Origin of the sequence: Chitinophaga solisilvae, from assembly GCF_009928525.1 — a bacterium.
In the GTDB taxonomy this organism is placed as follows: Bacteria; Bacteroidota; Bacteroidia; order Chitinophagales; family Chitinophagaceae; genus Chitinophaga; species Chitinophaga solisilvae.
Genome location: NZ_JAABOK010000023.1, coordinates 61,539 through 80,658, shown reverse-complemented (window position 1 = coordinate 80,658; position 19,120 = coordinate 61,539). Strand labels below are relative to the sequence as shown.

Genomic DNA, 19,120 nt, shown 5'->3' with positions numbered 1-19,120 from the left:
TCTGTTACTGTTGAACAAGGCTTGCTGCAGATGACCAACGTCATTGATCATTTTCTGATACGCGTTGCTCATCTAAATTTTACTACGGCTCATTTCAGGCTTTCCTTTGCCTACTTTTTATTCATTAATTTTTCAGATGAGATGTCAACATACGGTCATTTCAGGATGTTATGGATCATCCTGGTTTTTACAGGAATCAATTTTTACGGACAAAAATCAACGGCACAAACACCGCTGAAAACCATCATCATCAAAGGGATGCTGGTGGATTCAACTACCAGGTCGCCCATAGAACTGGCTACTGTAGCGGTAACCAGACCAGGGCATCAGCTGGTGCAATCAACGCTTACTGCCGCCGATGGCAGCTTTCTGCTGAAAGTGCCTGAAGGCAGTAAGCTGACCCTGCATATTTCATACGTAGGCTATCGCGCTTATACCAGCGGGGTGCATCCCGTAGCCGGACTGGCAGATATGGGACTGATAAGGGTTTCCGCCAATTCAGGCGTTCTGAACGAAGTAGTGGTGAGTGGGAAGAAACCCGTTATTCAAAGCAAGGGAGATAAGTTGATTTACAATGCGGCGTCGGATATAGGCAACAGAACCGGCTCTGCGGAAGATGTACTGCGTAAGGCGCCCATGATCAGCATCAGCGCAGACGGGGAAGTGAGGCTGCGGGGCAATGGTAATATCAAGGTATTGCTGAACGGCCTTCCTTCCGGCATCCTGGCCAGGAACCTGAAGGAAGCGATGAAGATGATTCCGGCCAGCGCCATTGCCGCCGTAGAAATCATGACATCTCCCTCTGCCAGGTATGAAGCAGAAGGCGCTGCAGGTGTGATCAACATCATTACCAAAAAGAAGATGGAAGGAACCGGCGGCAGTATTGACCTCAGCGCCGGTAACCTGGAGCAGACCATCAACGGGAACCTCAATATGACACGGGGAAAATTCAGCGTTAACCTCAACCTGGAAGGCAGCCTGGAAAAATCCAGGACGGTGACGGAACTGAACCGGGATGCGCTGGCAGGCGGACAGGTTATCGGTAACCTGCTTCAGCAGACGGATGAAACACAAAGGAACAGAGGCGGTTTCGCAGAGCTGTCTGCCGAATATCGTATGGATACCTCCCGGAAAATTACCGGCGGCGTTTCTTACTGGAAAGGCAGCTGGCCCACTGTGAGCCAGGGATACAACCTGTACATGGACAAACACGGCGTGAATGAATATAACCAGACCGGCCGTCAGACCGGTAATGTACACTTCACAGAATTTTCGCTGAATTATCAGCAGAAGTTCAGACATCCCGGACAGGAGCTGCAACTCATCAGCCAGTACAGCTTTGCCGGCGAAAAGGCGGATTACCAGACCGATCAGATTTATATTTCCGGAAAACATTATTTCCGGGAACATAGCCCTAATACCGGTAGCAGCAAAGATTTAAGTCTGCAGGCCGATTACGCGCAACCGCTGGACCACAAAGGCGATCAGCTCCTGGAAGTGGGAGGCCGCTACAGCAGGAATACCTCCCGCAGCAGTTATAGGGTATTTAACAACCGCCAGACGCCGGGCAGTGAACAGCTGACAGAAGACCCGTCCCGCGCTAATGTGATGTCTTATTTTCAGGAGATCGCTGCCGCCTATGTGAACCTTAGCCTGAAAGCCGGCAGGAACTGGGCTTTCCGCCTGGGTACGCGTTATGAGCACACCAGCCTGGGCAGCGATTTTCAGCAGTATCAGCCTGCCTTCAGGAGCCGGTTCAATAACCTCGTGTCAAGTATCCTGCTCAATAAAAAGGTAACTGATATGCATGACCTGAAACTGTCGTTCACAGAGCGTATCCGCCGCCCCTGGATATGGGACCTTAATCCCTATATCAATGCCGGCGATCCCCGGAATATCACTTCCGGCAACCCGGAGCTGAAACCGGAGATCAACCGCATGCTGGAGCTGGCGCACCACTATACCGCGGCGTCGGGATTCAGCCTGCACTCAGGCATCTATTTCCAGTCTAACAGCAATGCAATTGAATCACTCAGAACAGTAGACAGTTTCAGTGTTTCCCGGACCATGCCGCAGAATATCGCGGCCAACAAACGGCTCGGCGCCAATATTTTTACAGACCTGATGTTCAGCAAAAGCTGGACCTTCTCGGCCGGCGCGGACATCTGCCAGGTATGGTACCGCAGCAGGACAATGCAGCTGAGCAATGATGCCGCGTTGTATTCCGTCAATATCAACAGCTCCTGGGAACTGCCCAAAGATATTACCCTGCAGTTTTCCGGCGACTATGGTAATGGCTATGTGACCCTGCAGGGAAGAACATCCGCCAATTATAGCTATCGCTTTGCTGTACAGAAGGAATTCCCTGACAAGAAAGCCGGTGTTACCGTGAGTATAAATAATCCCTTCCAAAACAACTTCCTGCAGCGAACCTCCGCGACAGCGCCTTCTTTTAACAGCAACACTTCCTCCTGGTACTACAACCGTTCCTTCTCCGTTTCTTTCAACTGGAAGTTCGGTACCGTGCGCGCTTCGGGTGAAGAGAATGAAAAGGAAACGGGCGAGAAGACGATGCGGAGAAAAAGATAAAATTGACTACGTATGACGGATTACGCATGAGGAGCGGACATGACACAAAAGAGGGAAGATGGAGAGTCAGATCAGCTGCCTACCGGGAAACAGGTAGATAAGTATCCTGTTTTACCGGTAGGGTATCTCAGTATAATTACAAGTACTTTTGTGGCATAAGATGCTACATATATGATACATGCTATAACGCACAAGACCGGTTTGCTGGCCGTATTGCTGATGCTCACAGGATGGTGCTACGCACAAACCGGCAAAGTATCCTTTGATACTAAACTGCTCCGGAATGCCAGCTGTGAAATGGTCTGCTATGCTGAAACTGGTGGCGGGCTGACAGAGATCAGTACATTTTCCTATAATACAGCTATAGACAATAAAACATTTGCTATCTACACCAGCCTGGTAACCGTGGGAGGACGCGACAGATGGGTGGATACCAGTATTGTCGATGCAGGTTCGCTAAAACCGGTTTACCGGTCCTCCTATAACCGGAAAAGGAACCTGGTGCTGCGATATGGTAAAGAAGTAACAGGATATTACCTGGATAACAGCAATGGAGAAAAAACAGTTGTTAAAGACCAGGTGAATGCAACTGTACTGGACGACTACGCCTATCCATACCTGCTGGGGTTATTACCGCTGACTTCCGGCTACAGCACCAGCCTCGACGTATATAGTTTTAAGCCTGAAAATAGCAGTCATGTGAAGCAGGCCAGAGTAGAGGAAGTAAAGAGCAACATATACACCAGTAAGCTGACAGGTACGCATAAGGTATGGCAGGTCAGCGTTCTCGAGGAAAGTACCGGCGAACGCTATGTGTACTACCTGGATAAGGATACCCGCAGAATCTGGAAAGTAGACATATACAACCAGGGGCAGCACCTGGTGATGCTGGATAAGGAAATTGATTTCAATCCGGTTAAAAGCAGCTTCGATAAAGTGGCAGTGATGAAATCCCTGAAAAACGGAAGTGCGGTTATCACCGGACAGGTATTTGCCAGGGATAACCAGAATGAGGGTATGCTGAGCGGTATAGCTGTGCTGAATATAAACAAGAAACAGTTTGCCCGTGAGGGAACCACCATTGTACTGATTCCCTATACCGATTACTTTAAGGAATGGTATAAGCTGAATGAGGCATCCCGTAAAAAAGGCCGCTCTATTCCGTTGTCTGCAGATGTGGCTGCCTGTATCGCCACCACTACCGTATACGATGACAAAGGGCATTTTGAATTCGTGAACCTCATGCCCGGCGAATATATGCTGTATACAGAATTCGGATACATCCACACTTCTAACAGAACCGAAGTGGTAGGCTATACAGACACTTATATCAACGGCCTGTTTCAGGGATCCAGGACCAATACCGTCAGCACAAGTTATGACAGTAATGCGGCTGCCAGCGTAAAGAAAATAGTCAGCATAGATAAGGAAGGGGAGAAGGTAGAGGTGAAGCTGAAGAAAACCCTGTAGCGGCGCGTATTTTCAGCCATTCAGATACAACCGTTTTTCCTCCCGGAAGGCGGTTGTATCTGTATATACACACGCCTGATTTTCATATATCCTTTCCCGTTATTTGGTCAGCAGCCGCCGGTTGACCACCTGCATCAGCAGTTCGCGCTGGCTCCGGCTGACCGGCAGGGTATGGCCCGCCACTTGTACCGCATTGCTGTCTATGGTACTGATATGTTTCAGGTTAACAATATAGGATTTATGTATCCGCAGAAACATATCAGCGGGCAGCTGCTGTTCAACGCTTTTAAAGGTAAGGTATGCGATGATCTTTGCCTGCGTTGTCTGTATAAGTACATAGTTCTGCATGCTTTCAACAAAAAGTATATCCGCCAGCATCACCTTTTCATATAATTGTTTGTGTTTTACAAAGATGTAATCCATGGCAGGAGCGGGTGTGCCGGCTGATGCCTGCTGCCGCAGCGTGAAAAATTCCTGCGCCTTCTGAACGGCTTTGGTAAACCGCGCCAGGGACACCGGCTTCAGCAGGTAATCCAGCACATCGAGGCGGAAGCCATCCAGCGCATAATCCGGATAGGCGGTGATGAGTATGGTAGCCGGCGGATCTGATAAGGTTTCCAGCAGATGCAGCCCGCTCATTTTAGGCATATTAATATCCAGGAACATCAGATCTATTGGTGTTGTTTCCAGCACCTCCCGCGCAGCAACGGCGTGGTTGCAGGCGGCTGTCAGCGACAGAAAGTCAAATGAACGGATATATTTCTTCAGTCCTTCCCGTGCCAGTGCTTCGTCATCAACGATCATACATTTTATCTCCATCATATTAATTGTTTTGTGCTGCATTGATTTTTACTTCCAGGAAAACAGTATACTGGCCGGCTGTCTCATGAATTTTCAGAAAATGTTTTTCCGGATAGATGAGCGCCAGTCTTTTTTGTACGTTCACAAGGCCAATCCCTTTCTGTGTGGAAACAGTATCGCCTGGCAGCGGAGGCTCTTCTTCCCGGCTGTTTTCTATAACGAAAAAAAGACTGTCGGCTTCCTGATAAAGGTCCATCCGGATATAGTTAGGTTTATCATTAAAACAAGATACATGCTTAAAGGCATTTTCCACAAAAGGGGTCAGTATCAGGGGAGATATGAGGCAGTGCGGCGTATGGACATCCCATTTGCAATCTACCTGCAGCTCGTTACCCCGGCGTTTGTTCTCCACATTTACGTAATTCTGCAGGTAGATGATTTCCTGCTGCAAAGGAATAAATGGTTTGGAGCAATCATAGAGCTGATAGCGGAGCATATCTGAAAATTCCAGGACCATTTCCGACGCCTGGCGTGCATCTTTTTCAATCAGCACATGAATGCTGTTCATCATATTAAACACAAAATGGGGGTTCACCTGGTGCCGCAGCAAGGTGAGTTCTGCTTCCAGGTGGGCAGTACGCAGCTGCTCCTTGTCCACGTAGGTTCTGGCGTATTCCTGGTAGAAGCGTATACCGCAGACGGTGCCGCAGCACATTAATACGCTGATGAAGTGCCCGGGCATCATGGACTGAAAACTGCAGATCTGCGGCCGGGCGATTACTTCCCCCAACGAGGAGCAGATGACCGGCAGACTGAAATAAACAACCAGGGCGCTGACAACCAGACAAAAGGAAACAGCGGCCAGTGCAAAGAGCAGTATCTGCTGCCGTCTGATGAAATACGGGAGTAGCACCAGGCTGAGTATACAGGCGCAGAAAGCAGCGGAAGCCCCGTTGGTGGCGGTAAGTATGAGATTGTTATACAAGGTCACCCCCTGCATATGTATCTGCAAGAATGTCATGATTGTATCCAGCACCCATATGATGAGTATGAGCGGCCAGGTTTTGATCATCAGCGGATACTTGGGCATAGCACTTAATTTTCTGCAAAGAAGCGAATAAAAAAATAAATCAGCGGCTGTCCGGGCAATATTATCTGTCTGTTAACAACAGCTGATATAGGATATCCTGACATTAGTCAGCAAATCCTGTCAGATGATCAAAATTCATACAGGCGGTTACAGATTCCCTTTTTCTTTGCATGTGTAATCCGGATGATGAGCCGGTTACACGGAAACCAGCTGCTGAACAGCATACCGGAACCATGCAGCAGATAGTATTCATTTTATAGTAAACCAGTTGTCTTAGTAAAAACCTAAACTGCAATTTTTATGACACACCGCAAACAGGAACGTATGTTCAATCAGTTCAAACTACATGGCACACTGCTGGCAGCCTTGCTGCTGGCGGGTACAGCCTGCAACAAATCAACGCCTGTACTGGATGGCAACACCAATCCCGCCGGCGACCCCGCTGCTATTGCCCCTGAAGCTGCTGCCACCGGACAGCTTGTCCGCACCAGCCTCGGCGGAAACGGACTGGTACAGCAAATCAGCTATAACGGCAAAAAGCAACCGCTGGTCATCCTGCAATATGCCGGTAACTTCCTGACAACAAAGGATTCAGTCGTTTACGACGCCGGCGGCAAACTGCTGAAAGTGCTGAGCTATGCGCCGGATTTCTTTACCAAAGGTAAATTTACCCTGGCTGGTAATACAACATTTGAATGGGATAATAGCGGAAGAATCTCCCGCAAAATCACCCGCGACCAGGAAACCGGTTCCCTGGAAGAAGATAACCGCTATACCTACGACGCTACCGGAAAAGTAGCCACCATCACTACCAGCACCAACCCGGAAATATCGAAACTGGTGACTGTAGCAACGCTTACCTATGAAAACAAAAATGTTAAGAAAATTGTGCATGCCAGCGGAACAGACGTGCTCTCTCATATAAGCGTGACCGGCTTTGATAACCATCCTTCGTACATCACTCATCCATTGTTGCCCTATCTGCTGGAGCTGACAGATCATGACGCATTCGGTGAACAGAATGCCGTGGAAACAAGAAATGTACAGTATGTTAACCTGGGCAGTAAACGGGATTCCATTGTAACGGTAACTAAAAATGCTTACCAGTACAATGCGGCCAGCCGCCCTGTAAAAGTAGCTTTCACAAGCACTATCTACAGCACCGGTAACCAGAAACCGGTTACTTCCAACGGTACGGCGGAATATACGTACGGTAAGTAATAACAGGGAAATCATCAGGCTTCCTGTCTTATCCGCAATGGGCAACCGGATAAGGCAGGAAGCCTTATTATTGATACCGGTTAATCGGGCAAAAGCATAGGGTAATTTATTATCATACCGGCAACAGGTTTTTTAACATCTTGTGACCCGGGTGTTAATGCCCTTTAAATACATGCGCATATTGCTACGTTTAATACTGGTGGCTTGTTGCCTGCTGCCGGTTGCTGCCGCCGCCCAGGTGACCGGCAGTCAGACACTTTCCTGGAAAGGATTTGAGAAAAACGCCTTTACCTTCAACGGTTCTCCCGCATGGGTGGTGAAGCCTCACCGGGCCTTGCCCGGCAATCCCTGGATCTGGCGGGCTTATTTTCCCGACTGGCATACAGATATGGACAGCATCCTGCTGCAACGTGGTTTTCATATAGCGTATATCCATGTCCGTGACCGCTACGGTGACCCGGCCGCCATGCAGATCTGGGATCATTTCTATGCCTACCTGACCACACAACGCGCACTTGCTGCCAGGCCGGCGCTGGAGGCAGTCAGCCGCGGAGGACTGTACGCCTATGCATGGGCGAAACGCAATCCGCTTAAAGTCAGCTGTATCTATGCGGAAGCGCCGGTATGCGATGTGAAAAGCTGGCCCGGTGGCAAAGGCGCCGGCAAGGGTGACAGCGCCTGTTGGAAGCAGCTGCTGAACGTTTATGGCTTTAGGGAAGAACAGGCACTGGCCTTTAAGGATAATCCGGCTGATAACCTCGAAGGGCTCGCCGCCTGCCATGTGCCTGTATTGCATGTTATCAGCCTGAAGGACGAAATTGTGCCGCCGGCAGAAAATACCCTGCCGCTGGTACAGCAGTATATCAGACTGGGAGGAAGCGCTACGGTGCATCCTGTTAAAGAAGGGCCGCAAACCCTTAGCGGGCATCATTTCCCGATAACCCATCCGGAACGCTTCGCAGATTTTATCTGTACCTATACCTTGCCGGTTGCCACGCCGCTGCCGGATACCGGATGGTTCGTGCTGCGGAACGGACTAACGCGTGCGTATACACGATTCCGGGAGCAGAAAACCGGAACAGTCGCCTTTCTCGGTGGCTCCATCACCCATAATGGCGGGTGGCGCGACAAAGTAAGTCAATACCTGCGGGAACATTTTCCCGGTACCGCCTTCCGTTTCATCAATGCCGGTATCCCTTCGCTGGGAAGCCTGCCACATGCTTTCCGCCTCGGACACGACCTCCCGGAGCTGGATAAGACAGACCTGCTGTTTGTGGAAGCGGCAGTCAATGACCGTGTCAACCAGCTGGACAGCGCCATACAGCTGCAAACGCTGGAAGGCATCATCCGTCACGCCCGCCGCAGCAATCCGGCAATGGATATAGTGATGATGTCATTTGCTGATCCGGAGAAGCTGGAAGACTATGCCGGCGGCCGGATACCTGCAGAAGTGAGTAACCATGAACGGATAGCGGCGCATTACAGGCTGCCGTCTGTAAACCTGGCTGCGGAAATTGCTGAACGGATAAATGCCCGCGAGTTTTCCTGGGTAGATGATTTTGAAGATCTGCATCCTGCTCCATTTGGGCAGGAAATGTATTTTAAAACCATCAAAGCCCTGCTGGCAAAAGAAAGTAAGCCGTCGCCGCCACAGCCGCTGCCAGCTCCGCTCACCCGCTATAGCTTTGACAAAGGACGCTACCTTGCTGTTACTGCTGCCCGCCCGGAAAAAGGGTGGAGGCTGCACAACGACTGGTCGCCGGCAGATCAGGCGGGTACACGGCCGGGATTTGTACACATCCCGGTACTGAGTGCAGATACGCCAGGAGCTGTGCTGACGTTGCCTTTCAACGGAACGGCCGTTGGTATGGCGATACTGAGCGGCCCGGACGCCGGCGTGGTGGAATACAGCATTGACCAGTCACCGTACCGGGAACTGAATCTGTATACCCGCTGGAGTAAACGGCTGCACCTGCCCTGGTATGTGTTGTTTGCCGGGAAATTAAAGCCGGGCAGGCATATACTGCGCCTTCGTATCAGTGAAAAAAGCCGTAACGATAACAACGCGCATGCCTGCCGCATTGCTTACTTCCTGGTGAATGACTGATTACTGCAGCCGTTTAATACTTCTCACAAAAGTATAATCACCGGTAATTTCATCTTTGTAAGACAGGTCCTCATCAAAAATGCCGGGATCCCTGAAATAGGTGCCAACGCTCAGGTAGCCGAGATGCAAGCCGCCGCCGCCACAGATATTACAGCCGCCGTCGCCCGCCTTTAGAAACCATTCGCTGTCCATCATCACCTCATAGTGATAAGGATTGTTGGCGATCACCAGTCCGAAGTGATTGGGAGTATCCAGAAAATAAGGCAGGGTGCTGTCCCGGTCAGCAGAAAAATGACGATACACCTGCTGTTCATTCAGCTGGTTACCCCAGGGGTAAAAGGTACGCGTACCGCCGCCGCAGAGGTACTCCCATTCGTCTTCTGTAGGAAGTCTGAACCCGCTGTCTGTCACCGTTTGTACCAGCTCCTCATAGGTGGCCGGCTCGTAGAGGAAGGCTGTAATGGTGGCGCCGTTTTTTTCCAGGCGGAAGCTGGCATTCACGATATAGGTATATTTTTCTCTGGACGTGGCTTTCAGCTCCTGCAACACTCTTTCAAAATCAGGATCTGACAGGAGCCGCTCATCTGTCAGCTCCACCCGGTAATACCCGGTTTCGCTGACAGTACGCGCCACCACCATCGGGCTGATAGTGACCGTACGCAGCGGAGAAAGGCGTTCCAGCACGTAGGCATCCACTTCAGCCGGACTGGTTTCCATCAAGCCGGCTATATCTTCCCGCGTTGCAGCCGGCACATGCCATTGATCCAATCCGAGTACAACGGTATCGCCGGGAACAAAAACGAATTCCCTGCCCTGAAAAGTCAGTATTGCTGTATAGGTATCCTGGTCAAATTTATGGAAGCGTTCAAAACGGCTGATACTAAATCCGGGCAGCTGTGTAGCCGTTACATGTTGCAGGATGGCTGCCGCTGCTTCCTCAGAAAGGGCATTCCAGTCCTTACGCTGGTAAATAGGCGCTATATTCATGACAAAAGGCGTTATTGTTTGCTGGTCACAAAGATAGGTATCAGCACTATACCGCATACATCCTGTCTGGCAACAGATTTTAGTGTAGGCGTTCCCGGTATACCGCGGATTGAAATTTGGAATTCAGGAAAGGTGATTTTATCTTTATTGGCTTATGTGCAGACCGTGCCGGCGAAAACCCGCTGACCTGTAAGGGATTACGGTATCTGCAGCAGGAATTCAGTTCCATAGAGGAAACCCGTATCGATCTTAACCTTGCTTTTAAAAGTTGCTATATGATGAAACCTCAGTTGTTTTTAATCCACTACGCCGGAGGAAATAGTTATTCCTTCCAGTTTCTGACTCCTTTTCTGAAAGATTTTGAAGTAACGGCGCCGGAGCTGCCGGGAAGAGGCCGCAGGGTGGCAGAGCCGCTGTTGCCGGAGTTTGAACAGGCTGCTGCAGATATCTATGCCATCATCTCAAAAAAACTGACTACTACCGACTTTATTATCTATGGTCATAGCCTGGGAGCCTACCTCGCGCTGCGTGTTTCCCAGATGCTGGAGAAAAACGGCCGGCCCCCGGCTTACCTGCTGGTAAGCGGCAACCCCGGACCTGGTGCAGTAGCCATTAAAAACAGGCACCTGATGGAGCCTGCCGCCTTTATCAGCGAACTGAAAGTGCTGGGCGGAGTACCGGCAGAATTCCTGGAGAGCGAAGACCTGATGGAGTTTTTTGATCCTATCCTGCGCACAGATTTTAAAATAGCAGAACAGAACGGACTTGAGAATACCACGCCCGTGAATGTGCCACTGTATGCACTGATGGGCAGCGAAGAAGAAGATGTCGCCAAAATCGATAACTGGGGCCGCTTTACAACGAGTACCTTTCATAAGGAAATTCTCGCCGGCGATCATTTCTTCATACAGCATCATCCGCAACGGCTGTCTGAAATCATCCGGCAATGTTATAACAGAAGACGTGTACGCATGATGTAGCTGCCGTAGAACAAGTTACCATTAATGCAGGGGTAGCTTGCAGATTATACAGAGAGAAAGACGTTACGTCTTTCTCTCTTTTTTTGCAGATAAGTAATACTCCTTTATTCAGCAAATCAGTAGTAGTACTGAAAAGGGGGCGGCCATATAATTCTACTTTCACATCCTGTTAATAGCTATTGTCAGTAAGTGAAAAATTATTTTAAACCCCCGATAACCTGTATTTATGGATGCTACTACTCGTGGAGCCGGCGGCCCTTATGCCGGAAGCGCTCCTGCAAAAACAGCTGCCGCTGTTCAGGATAATCAGGCCCGCAGTTCCGGTCAGATGGTTATTCCGGCCATCAACCTGCCAAAGGGAGGAGGCGCATTGAAAGGGATTGATGAACAGTTTTCCGTCAATGCCGTGAACGGTACCGCCGCCTTTACCATACCTCTACCGGTAGCGCCTGCACGCGGTGCAGCCCCCGGCCTGTCCCTCACCTATAATTCCGGAGAAGGCAACGGCATCTTTGGCATGGGCTGGGCATTAGCATTACCGCGGATCAGCAGAAAAACAGATAAAAAAATTCCTGAATACCGGGATGCGACGGACAGTGATGTATATCTGTTCTCCGGTGCGGAAGACCTGGTGCCGGTGTTTCACCGGAATGCCGACGGCGCCTTTCCGCAGGAAGCTGATGGCCGCTATATATATGAAGAATATGATTCCGCAGATGCGCTGTATTCCATACGTTTGTTCCGCCCCAGAACAGAAGGGCTGTTTGCCCGCATAGAACGCTGGACAGCGAAGGATGCCACAACCATCCGCTGGCGGATGATGACGAAAGATAATACTACCACCCTGTACGGATGGACGGCCGCTGCAAGACTCACAGATCCCGCGGATGATACCCGTATCTTTGAATGGCTGCCGGAATTTGTATTTGACGACAAGGGAAACTGTGCACATTATATTTATAAAACAGAAGACGCCGCCGGGCTTGATATGTCCAGGGCATATAATAAAAACCGGCTGCACCAGGGCGTTGTAACCTATGCTAACCGTTACCTGGAAACTATTTTATACGGTAATAAAACACCGTATAAAAAGCTGACGGATACTTTTCCGGCAGCAGCGGATTACTTTTTCCGGAATGTTTTTGATTATGGAGAATATGATACACAGCCGCCGTTTGAAAAGATAAAGGCATGGGATTTCCGCCAGGACCCGTTCTCCTCCTTTAAGGCAGGCTTTGAAATACGTACCACCCGCCTATGTAAAAGAGTGCTGCTCTTTCATCATTTTCCTGAACTACCCGGTGGCAGTGCATTGGTGAAGTCGGTCTGCTTCGGGTATAATACCGGCAATACACCATATCTTACCTTACTGGAAACAACTAACGTTGCCGGCTATATTAAAAGTGACGATGGCTCCTATACCAGTAAGCGCCTGCCTCCTGTGACATTCACCTACCAGCAGCCACAGTGGAGCAGGACAGTGAAAAATATCGATGCCTCCTCGCTGGTGCATCTGCCCGGAGGACTGGATCACAATACGCTGTTCACAGATTTATACAACGAAGGAATAGCGGGTATCCTAACAACTACGCAGGATGGCTGGTACTATAAGCGTAACCTGGGCGAAGGCCGCTTTACACAAGCTATGCCGGTAACTTCGCGGCCTTCATTTGCAGGAAGTGCTGACTGGCTGCTGACAGACCTGGAAGCCAACGGGGAAAAGCAACTGGCAGCCCTTCAGGCAACGCCGGAAGGCTACTTCCCGCTCAATGATGAAGGTAACTGGGAAAGCTTCCGCACCTTCCGCCAGCTGCCTAATATTGATTTCAGCGATGCCAACATGCGTATGCTGGATATGAATGGTGATGGCAAAGCAGATCTGCTGATAACAGAAGAGGAGGTATTTACCTGGTACCCGTCTGCCGGAAAGGATGGATTTGCCGCAGCCTGCAAGGTACGCCGGCCGGCAGATGAAGAACAGGGACCTGCAGTGATATTTGCCGATCCGCAGCAGACCATTTTCCTGGCCGATATGAACGGCGACGGCCTGACGGATATCGTACGTGTAAGGAATGGTGAAATCTGCTACTGGCCCAATACAGGCTATGGCCGGTTCGGCGCTAAGGTGGCCATGGAAAATGCACCTGTTTTTGATACCCCGGAAGCCTTTAACCCTGCCTGGTTACAGCTGGCAGATATAGATGGCTCCGGTACGCCGGACATTATCTATCTGGGTAAAAATAAGTTCAGCTGCTGGATGAATGCCTGCGGAAACAGTTTCAGCGCCGTCCCTTTTGAAATAACGCCGTTTCCCGCCATACATCCGCAATCCCGTGTAAGCATTACAGACCTGCTGGGAAATGGTGTGCCATGTATAGTATGGTCGGGCAGCCTGCCGGGAGAAGCCGACGCCAGTCTGCGTTACATTGATCTGATGGATGGGCGTAAACCCTGGCTGATGACTGCTTGCAGCAATGGTATGGGAAAGATAACCTCGTTGCAGTATACCCCTTCCACAAAATATTACCTGGACGATCAGCAGCAGGGCCGCCCATGGATTACCAGACTACACTTCCCGGTACACTGTATTTCCGGCACAGAAACCAGGGACCTCATCTCCGGTCACCGTTTTGCCAGCGCCTATTCCTATCATCATGGCTACTACGATCATGCGGAACGCGAGTTCCGCGGCTTTGGAATGGTAACGCAGACCGATACTGAAAATTTTGATCATTGGGTAAAAGGAGATGCCGCCAATATTGTATCACAGCCACTGCACCAGGAACCGGTGATTACCCGGACATGGTTTCACACAGGCGCTTTTCTGAACAGGGAAAATATACTGGGGCAGTATGCGCATGAATACTGGTATGAGGTAATGAAACGCAGCGGCTATACCGTAACCCACCAGGAAGTAACCCTGCCGGATGCGCGGCTGATAACAGCGCCGGGAATCAGTACCACGCCCGACGTACAGGAATGGCGCGAAGCACTGCGCGCCTGCAGGGGCATGGCGCTGCGGACAGAAGTATTTGCCGATGATGCACCCGCTGCCGGCGCTACCCCGGAGCAGTTACAGCAGGCACTTACGCCATTTTCCGTAGCCACCGCCAACTGTGTGATCGAATTGCTGCAGCCCAAAGGACAGAACCGGCATGCCGTTTTTATCGTCCGGGAAAGTGAATCCATTACCTGGCAGTATGAACGGAATATAGCAGACCCGCGTATATCCCATCAGCTGAATCTGAAGCAGGATGAATACGGCAATGTGCTGGAAAAAGCGGTGGTAGCTTATCCGCGCCGGGTGGCCGATGCTGCGCTGCCCGCAGATGTACAGCATGAGCAGCAACAGCACCATATCATCTTCTCACAATATAAATATACCAATGATGTAATATCAACATCAGACTACCGCTTACGGCTACCCGCAGAAACAAAATCATTTGAACTGAAAATGCAGCCTGCAAATGATCTCTGGTACACAGTGAATGATTTCAAAGATATACTTGACATCACAACAGAAGTGCCATATCATCCGGTAGCCGGAAATCCCTTCCCGCAGCATCGCCTGCTGGAACATACGCGTAGCCTCTATTATAAGAATAATCTCCGTGAAGCACTACCGCTGTACCAGCTGGAATCGAAGGGCATTCCGGCGGAGAGCTTCCGCCTGGCCTATACGCCGGCATCGGTAACGTATATCTTCGGCGACAGGGTGAATGACCGCCTGCTTACGGAAGGTAAATTTACCCACAGCGAAGGCGATGACAATTGGTGGATACGTTCCGGTACCGTAGTATATCTGCATGCCGGAGAAACGGAAACCGACGCACAGAACAGGTTTTACGCCCCCATGGCTTACCTGGATCCGTATGGTACGCGTACAACAGTGCAATACTACAGCAACTATTTTCTGCTGGTAGAAGCAATCACAGATGCTGCCGGCAATAAAACAAATGTTATCCGCTTTAACTTCCGGACGCTTTCCCCTCAAAGTATAAAAGACAGCAATGATAATATCACCGCCGCGCTGACAGATGAACTGGGGCTAGTAAAAGCCGTGGCGGTATTGGGAAAAGGGGATGAAGCAGATGACCTGGAAGGGTTGACGGAAAGTACATCTGCCGCAGAAATGGCGCTCATCACTCAGTTCTTTCAGGCAACGGATTCCGTGCAGCTCCGGAAACTGGGAAAACAATTGCTGGGCCATGCCACCACCAGGTTTGTATATGACCTGAACTCATTCCGCAACAACGGGAAACCGCCTGTGGTAGCCGGTATTGCGCGGGAAGCGCATTTCCGGCATCAGAAGGACGCTTCCGTGCAGCTCAGCTTTGAATATACCAACGGGCTGGGACAGGTGATGATGAAAAAAGTACAGGCAGAACCCGGCATGGCCAAACAGGTAATCATCCGGCCCGATAACAGTTACGAAATAACAACAGTAAATACCGCCGCCGTCACTCCGGTGCAGCTGCGCTGGCTGGGAAATGGCCGCACGGTACTCAACAACAAAGGCAATCCGGTAAAGCAATATGAACCCTACTTTTCTGTCAGCCACCATTTTGAAGATATCAGGGAACTGGTAGAAACAGGCGTCACCCCGCTGATCTGCTACGATGCCCCCGGCAGGGTTATCCGTACCGAAATGCCTGACGGCACATTCAGTAAAACCGTTTTCAACAGCTGGCTGCAACACAGCTACGATACCGGCGACACCGTCATGGAAAGTGACTGGTACCGCAATCGGATTGACAGGCGCATAGATGCAGCATTGTTAGCTGCCGGTAAGGATCCTGAACGGGAGAAGTCCGCTGCTGCCGCTTCCGCCAGGTATGCGGATACCCCCGGTACGCAACACCTGGATACGTTGGGCCGAAGTATACTGACAGTAGCACATAACCGCACCGCCGGTAGCGGGGAAGATGAATATTATTATACCCGCACACATCTGGATATTACCGGCAACCTGCGCAGTATAACAGATGCGCGGAACAATACCGTTGTACAATACCAGTACGATATGCCGGGAAATAAGGTGTATCAGCACAGCATGGATGCCGGCAGGCGCTGGCTGCTGACAAACATTCTTGGTAACCCGCTTCGTACCTGGGATGAGCGCGGACATGAGCTGCATTATAGTTACGACATCCTGCACCGTCCCACTACCATCGGTGTATCCGGCGGCGACGGCCCCCGGCCCATGAATCATATCATCAGCCGTATCATATACGGAGAAGCACATCCCGATGCCGTACAGCTGAACCTGCGCGGGAAACCCCTCCGGCAGTATGATACCGCCGGACTGACCTCCACGCCCGCCTACGATTTTAAAGGACTACCGTTATCGGTTACACGAAAATTATATAGCAAATACGAAGAAACACCCAACTGGCTGTCTGATGATCCGGATACAAACCTGGAAGCGGAGAGCTTTACCTTCGCCTCGGAAACTGATGCACTGGGCCGCATCACCCGGCAGCAGGCCCCGGACGGCAGTCTCATTGTACCGGCGTATAATGAAGGTGGCTTGCTGGCAGGAGAAACAGTGACGCACGCAGGCGCTGCTGCAGCCAGCGTTTATATCAGGTCGGTTGACTACAATGAGAAAAGGCAGCGCAGCAGGATTGTTTACGGCAATAACGTCATCACGCACTATTATTATGACCGGGAGACTTTCCGCCTCAACCGGCTGGAAACCAGACGGCAGAATAGCGATCCGCTGCAGGACTGGCGCTATACTTACGACGCCGCAGGAAACATTACGCATATAACAGACAGTAACATCCCGGTAACCTTTTTTCAGAACACAAAAATCACGGATACCGCCACCTATACCTATGATGCCCTGTACCGGCTGCTGGAAGCCTCCGGGAAAGAAAACAATGCCGCCCTGCTTTTTGATATGCAGGACAACTGGAATGATGCGCCGTTTCTGAGCCGCCTGCATCCGGGCGATCCCGTAGCCATGCGCAACTACACACAGCGCTACCGCTATGATGCCGTCGGGAATATTGTTACCATGCAGCACCAGGCCACCGGTAACAACTGGACGCGCAGCTATACTTATGATACCGCCAGTAACAGGTTGCGGCAGACCGTATCCGGTAATTATACCTACCAATATCCGCATCATGAACAACATGGCTTCATGACAGCACTGCCACACCTGGAAGACATAGGATGGAACTTTAAGGAAGAAGTCTTCCGCACCGTGAAACAGCGGCGTACAGACGGCGGCACTCCTGAAACTACCTGGTACCAGTACGACGGGCAGGGGCAACGTATACGTAAAATTACAACCCATGCTGCTCCCGCAGGCGCTATCCCTGCCATCAAGGAAGAGCGCATATACGTGGCCGGCTTTGAACTATATAAGAAGCACACCGGCGCTGACGCCGGGCTGCGAAGGACTACGCTGAGCCTTCTGGATCAGGGCCACCGGTTTGTGATGATAGAAACCCGCAATGAAGTGAACGATGGTACGGAGCAGGAGCTGGTGCGTTACCAGCTGCATAACCATATAGGCTCCGCTTCCCTGGAACTGGATGCAGCCGCGGAGGTCATCTCTTATGAAGAGTATCATCCGTTTGGTACTACCGCATATCAGGCAGTGAGTGCAGCGATTAAATCTGCGTATAAGCGTTATCGTTATACCGGCATGGAAAGGGATGAAGAAACAGGACTGGAGTATCATAGCGCGCGGTATTATCTGCCCTGGCTGGGACGGTGGCTGAGCGCGGATCCGATAGGGATACAAGCCGGTATCAATTACTATTCCTATGTTAAAAATAGACCAGTGTCCATGTATGATCCGTCCGGTAAAAATGAAGTGAAAACGGAGGATGAGCATAAAGGAGCTACGAAGTTGACGACTGCAGCGGGTGTTGCCATTCCTGAAAGCTACAACCTGGTGGCTCCACCTGGTGTGAAGAAGTTTTCAGTAGAGGCATTAATATTACCAGGACCGGATACTTTTGTAAGAGCCAGTGGTCACCCCAAACCTGTTAATGACGGAGGTCTGCTGGCTGAGCATGTATTCGTAAATCCTTCTCCTACTTTATTGGGCATGAAACCAAGAAATCCCGCTAAGATAGCCATTCCTGCTGAACATGCACTTGGAAATCTGACAGAAGTGATAACGGAAACTTACGCAGGAAGGGTTTATCAATACTATCTTCAGGATAGTGCTTATATCGCTGTTTCTGAGAATCTGACAGGTGCGGCTAAGGGAGAGTTGAATATTTACGGGACACTTTATCTGATTAACGCCGATGCTTTACCTGAATCAGTAGAAATAACGCGTAATAAGGAATTAAAGGAAATGGTGAAGGAATTTAGAGAACGAAATCCTGTAGACCGGCAAAGAGCCACTACTTATCTTGCGAATCAGGCTATTGAACAGGAAGCGTTAATCAAGGGAGAGATTCCTCCGGAAGCTATTAGCAGATTGGAAGATGCAAGGGTAACGCTTACGGGTGAAATGGTTGTACCACCTTCTGCCTTCAAACGGTATCTCTATAGTGCAGCTAACTATGGTTTGAAAGGATTAAAGTTCGCCGGCAGAGCCCTTACCTTACTTGGTGCACACAATGAAGCTGCTAAAACCTTCGATAGTGTCAGAGGTGATACCATTTCAAAAATACCAACATATCTCGGTGTTTTCGCCCTGGGCGTAGCAGGAGGGCTGGTAGATGATGCGATGATGGCTTTTTCCGGAGGTGTTGCTGCGCCGGTAGTACTGGAATCATGGGACTATCATGGTGCAGGCCCTACTCAGGTAATGATAGGAGAAGGTACCAGAGAACTCGACACTTGGCTGGCCAGGAATGGATGGTAATCAAGACAGCTGCAGCTATTACCTTCCTGATTCAA

General features: G+C 50.3%; 9 protein-coding genes. 6 read left to right on the top strand and 3 right to left on the bottom strand.

The window, feature by feature from the left end; genetic code table 11:
• The first annotated feature begins 141 nt into the window (after nt 1–141).
• Complete coding sequence (locus GWG06_RS28685; RefSeq protein ID WP_160717911.1) at nt 142–2,589, top strand: TonB-dependent receptor; 2,448 nt, start codon at nt 142–144, stop codon at nt 2,587–2,589.
• 171 nt (nt 2,590–2,760) lie between these two features.
• Entirely contained in the window at nt 2,761–4,059 is a 1,299-nt protein-coding gene (locus GWG06_RS28680; protein WP_160717909.1) for a DUF3108 domain-containing protein, read from the top strand.
• A gap of 99 nt (nt 4,060–4,158) precedes the next feature.
• Here the strand turns inward: GWG06_RS28680 and GWG06_RS28675 are convergent, their stop codons facing one another.
• Nucleotides 4,159–4,881 carry a LytR/AlgR family response regulator transcription factor gene (locus GWG06_RS28675; protein ID WP_160717907.1) on the bottom strand — a complete coding sequence of 241 codons (723 nt, stop codon included), beginning with the start codon at nt 4,879–4,881 and terminating at the stop codon, nt 4,159–4,161.
• Between the two features lies 1 nt (nt 4,882).
• Nucleotides 4,883–5,950, bottom strand: coding sequence for a sensor histidine kinase (locus GWG06_RS28670; protein WP_160717905.1), 1,068 nt, complete (start codon nt 5,948–5,950; stop codon nt 4,883–4,885).
• 300 nt (nt 5,951–6,250) lie between these two features.
• Here GWG06_RS28670 and GWG06_RS28665 point away from each other — a divergent pair, with 300 nt between their 5' ends.
• Both GWG06_RS28665 and GWG06_RS28660 read left to right on the top strand, forming a co-directional pair.
• Nucleotides 6,251–7,171 carry a hypothetical protein gene (locus tag GWG06_RS28665; RefSeq protein WP_160717903.1) on the top strand — a complete coding sequence of 307 codons (921 nt, stop codon included), beginning with the start codon at nt 6,251–6,253 and terminating at the stop codon, nt 7,169–7,171.
• A 172-nt stretch (nt 7,172–7,343) separates the two neighbouring features.
• Complete coding sequence (locus tag GWG06_RS28660; RefSeq protein ID WP_160717898.1) at nt 7,344–9,278, top strand: SGNH/GDSL hydrolase family protein; 1,935 nt, start codon at nt 7,344–7,346, stop codon at nt 9,276–9,278.
• Here the strand turns inward: GWG06_RS28660 and GWG06_RS28655 are convergent, their stop codons facing one another.
• Entirely contained in the window at nt 9,279–10,265 is a 987-nt protein-coding gene (locus GWG06_RS28655) for a formylglycine-generating enzyme family protein (RefSeq protein ID WP_235938585.1), read from the bottom strand.
• A 275-nt stretch (nt 10,266–10,540) separates the two neighbouring features.
• Between GWG06_RS28655 and GWG06_RS28650 the strand changes: the two genes are divergently transcribed.
• The gene (locus GWG06_RS28650) at nt 10,541–11,245 is read left to right on the top strand and encodes a thioesterase II family protein (protein ID WP_127036152.1); all 705 of its coding nucleotides are present in this window, start codon (nt 10,541–10,543) and stop codon (nt 11,243–11,245) included.
• Nucleotides 11,246–11,471: 226 nt separating this feature from the next.
• A complete protein-coding gene (locus tag GWG06_RS28645; RefSeq protein ID WP_160717894.1) occupies nt 11,472–19,085 on the top strand; it encodes a SpvB/TcaC N-terminal domain-containing protein in 7,614 nt (2,537 codons plus the stop codon).
• Nucleotides 19,086–19,120 lie beyond the last annotated feature (35 nt).

Excerpts from the sequence above, each read along its gene's own strand:
- GWG06_RS28655 (WP_235938585.1), bottom strand. The coding sequence starts at position 10,265 with ATGAATATAGCGCCTATTTACCAGCGTAAGGACTGGAATGCCCTTTCT.
- GWG06_RS28645 (WP_160717894.1), top strand. The coding sequence starts at position 11,472 with ATGGATGCTACTACTCGTGGAGCCGGCGGCCCTTATGCCGGAAGCGCT.
- GWG06_RS28665 (WP_160717903.1), top strand. The coding sequence starts at position 6,251 with ATGACACACCGCAAACAGGAACGTATGTTCAATCAGTTCAAACTACAT.
- GWG06_RS28660 (WP_160717898.1), top strand. The coding sequence starts at position 7,344 with ATGCGCATATTGCTACGTTTAATACTGGTGGCTTGTTGCCTGCTGCCG.
- GWG06_RS28685 (WP_160717911.1), top strand. The coding sequence starts at position 142 with ATGTCAACATACGGTCATTTCAGGATGTTATGGATCATCCTGGTTTTT.
- GWG06_RS28675 (WP_160717907.1), bottom strand. The coding sequence starts at position 4,881 with ATGATGGAGATAAAATGTATGATCGTTGATGACGAAGCACTGGCACGG.
- GWG06_RS28680 (WP_160717909.1), top strand. The coding sequence starts at position 2,761 with ATGATACATGCTATAACGCACAAGACCGGTTTGCTGGCCGTATTGCTG.
- GWG06_RS28670 (WP_160717905.1), bottom strand. The coding sequence starts at position 5,950 with ATGCCCAAGTATCCGCTGATGATCAAAACCTGGCCGCTCATACTCATC.
- GWG06_RS28650 (WP_127036152.1), top strand. The coding sequence starts at position 10,541 with ATGATGAAACCTCAGTTGTTTTTAATCCACTACGCCGGAGGAAATAGT.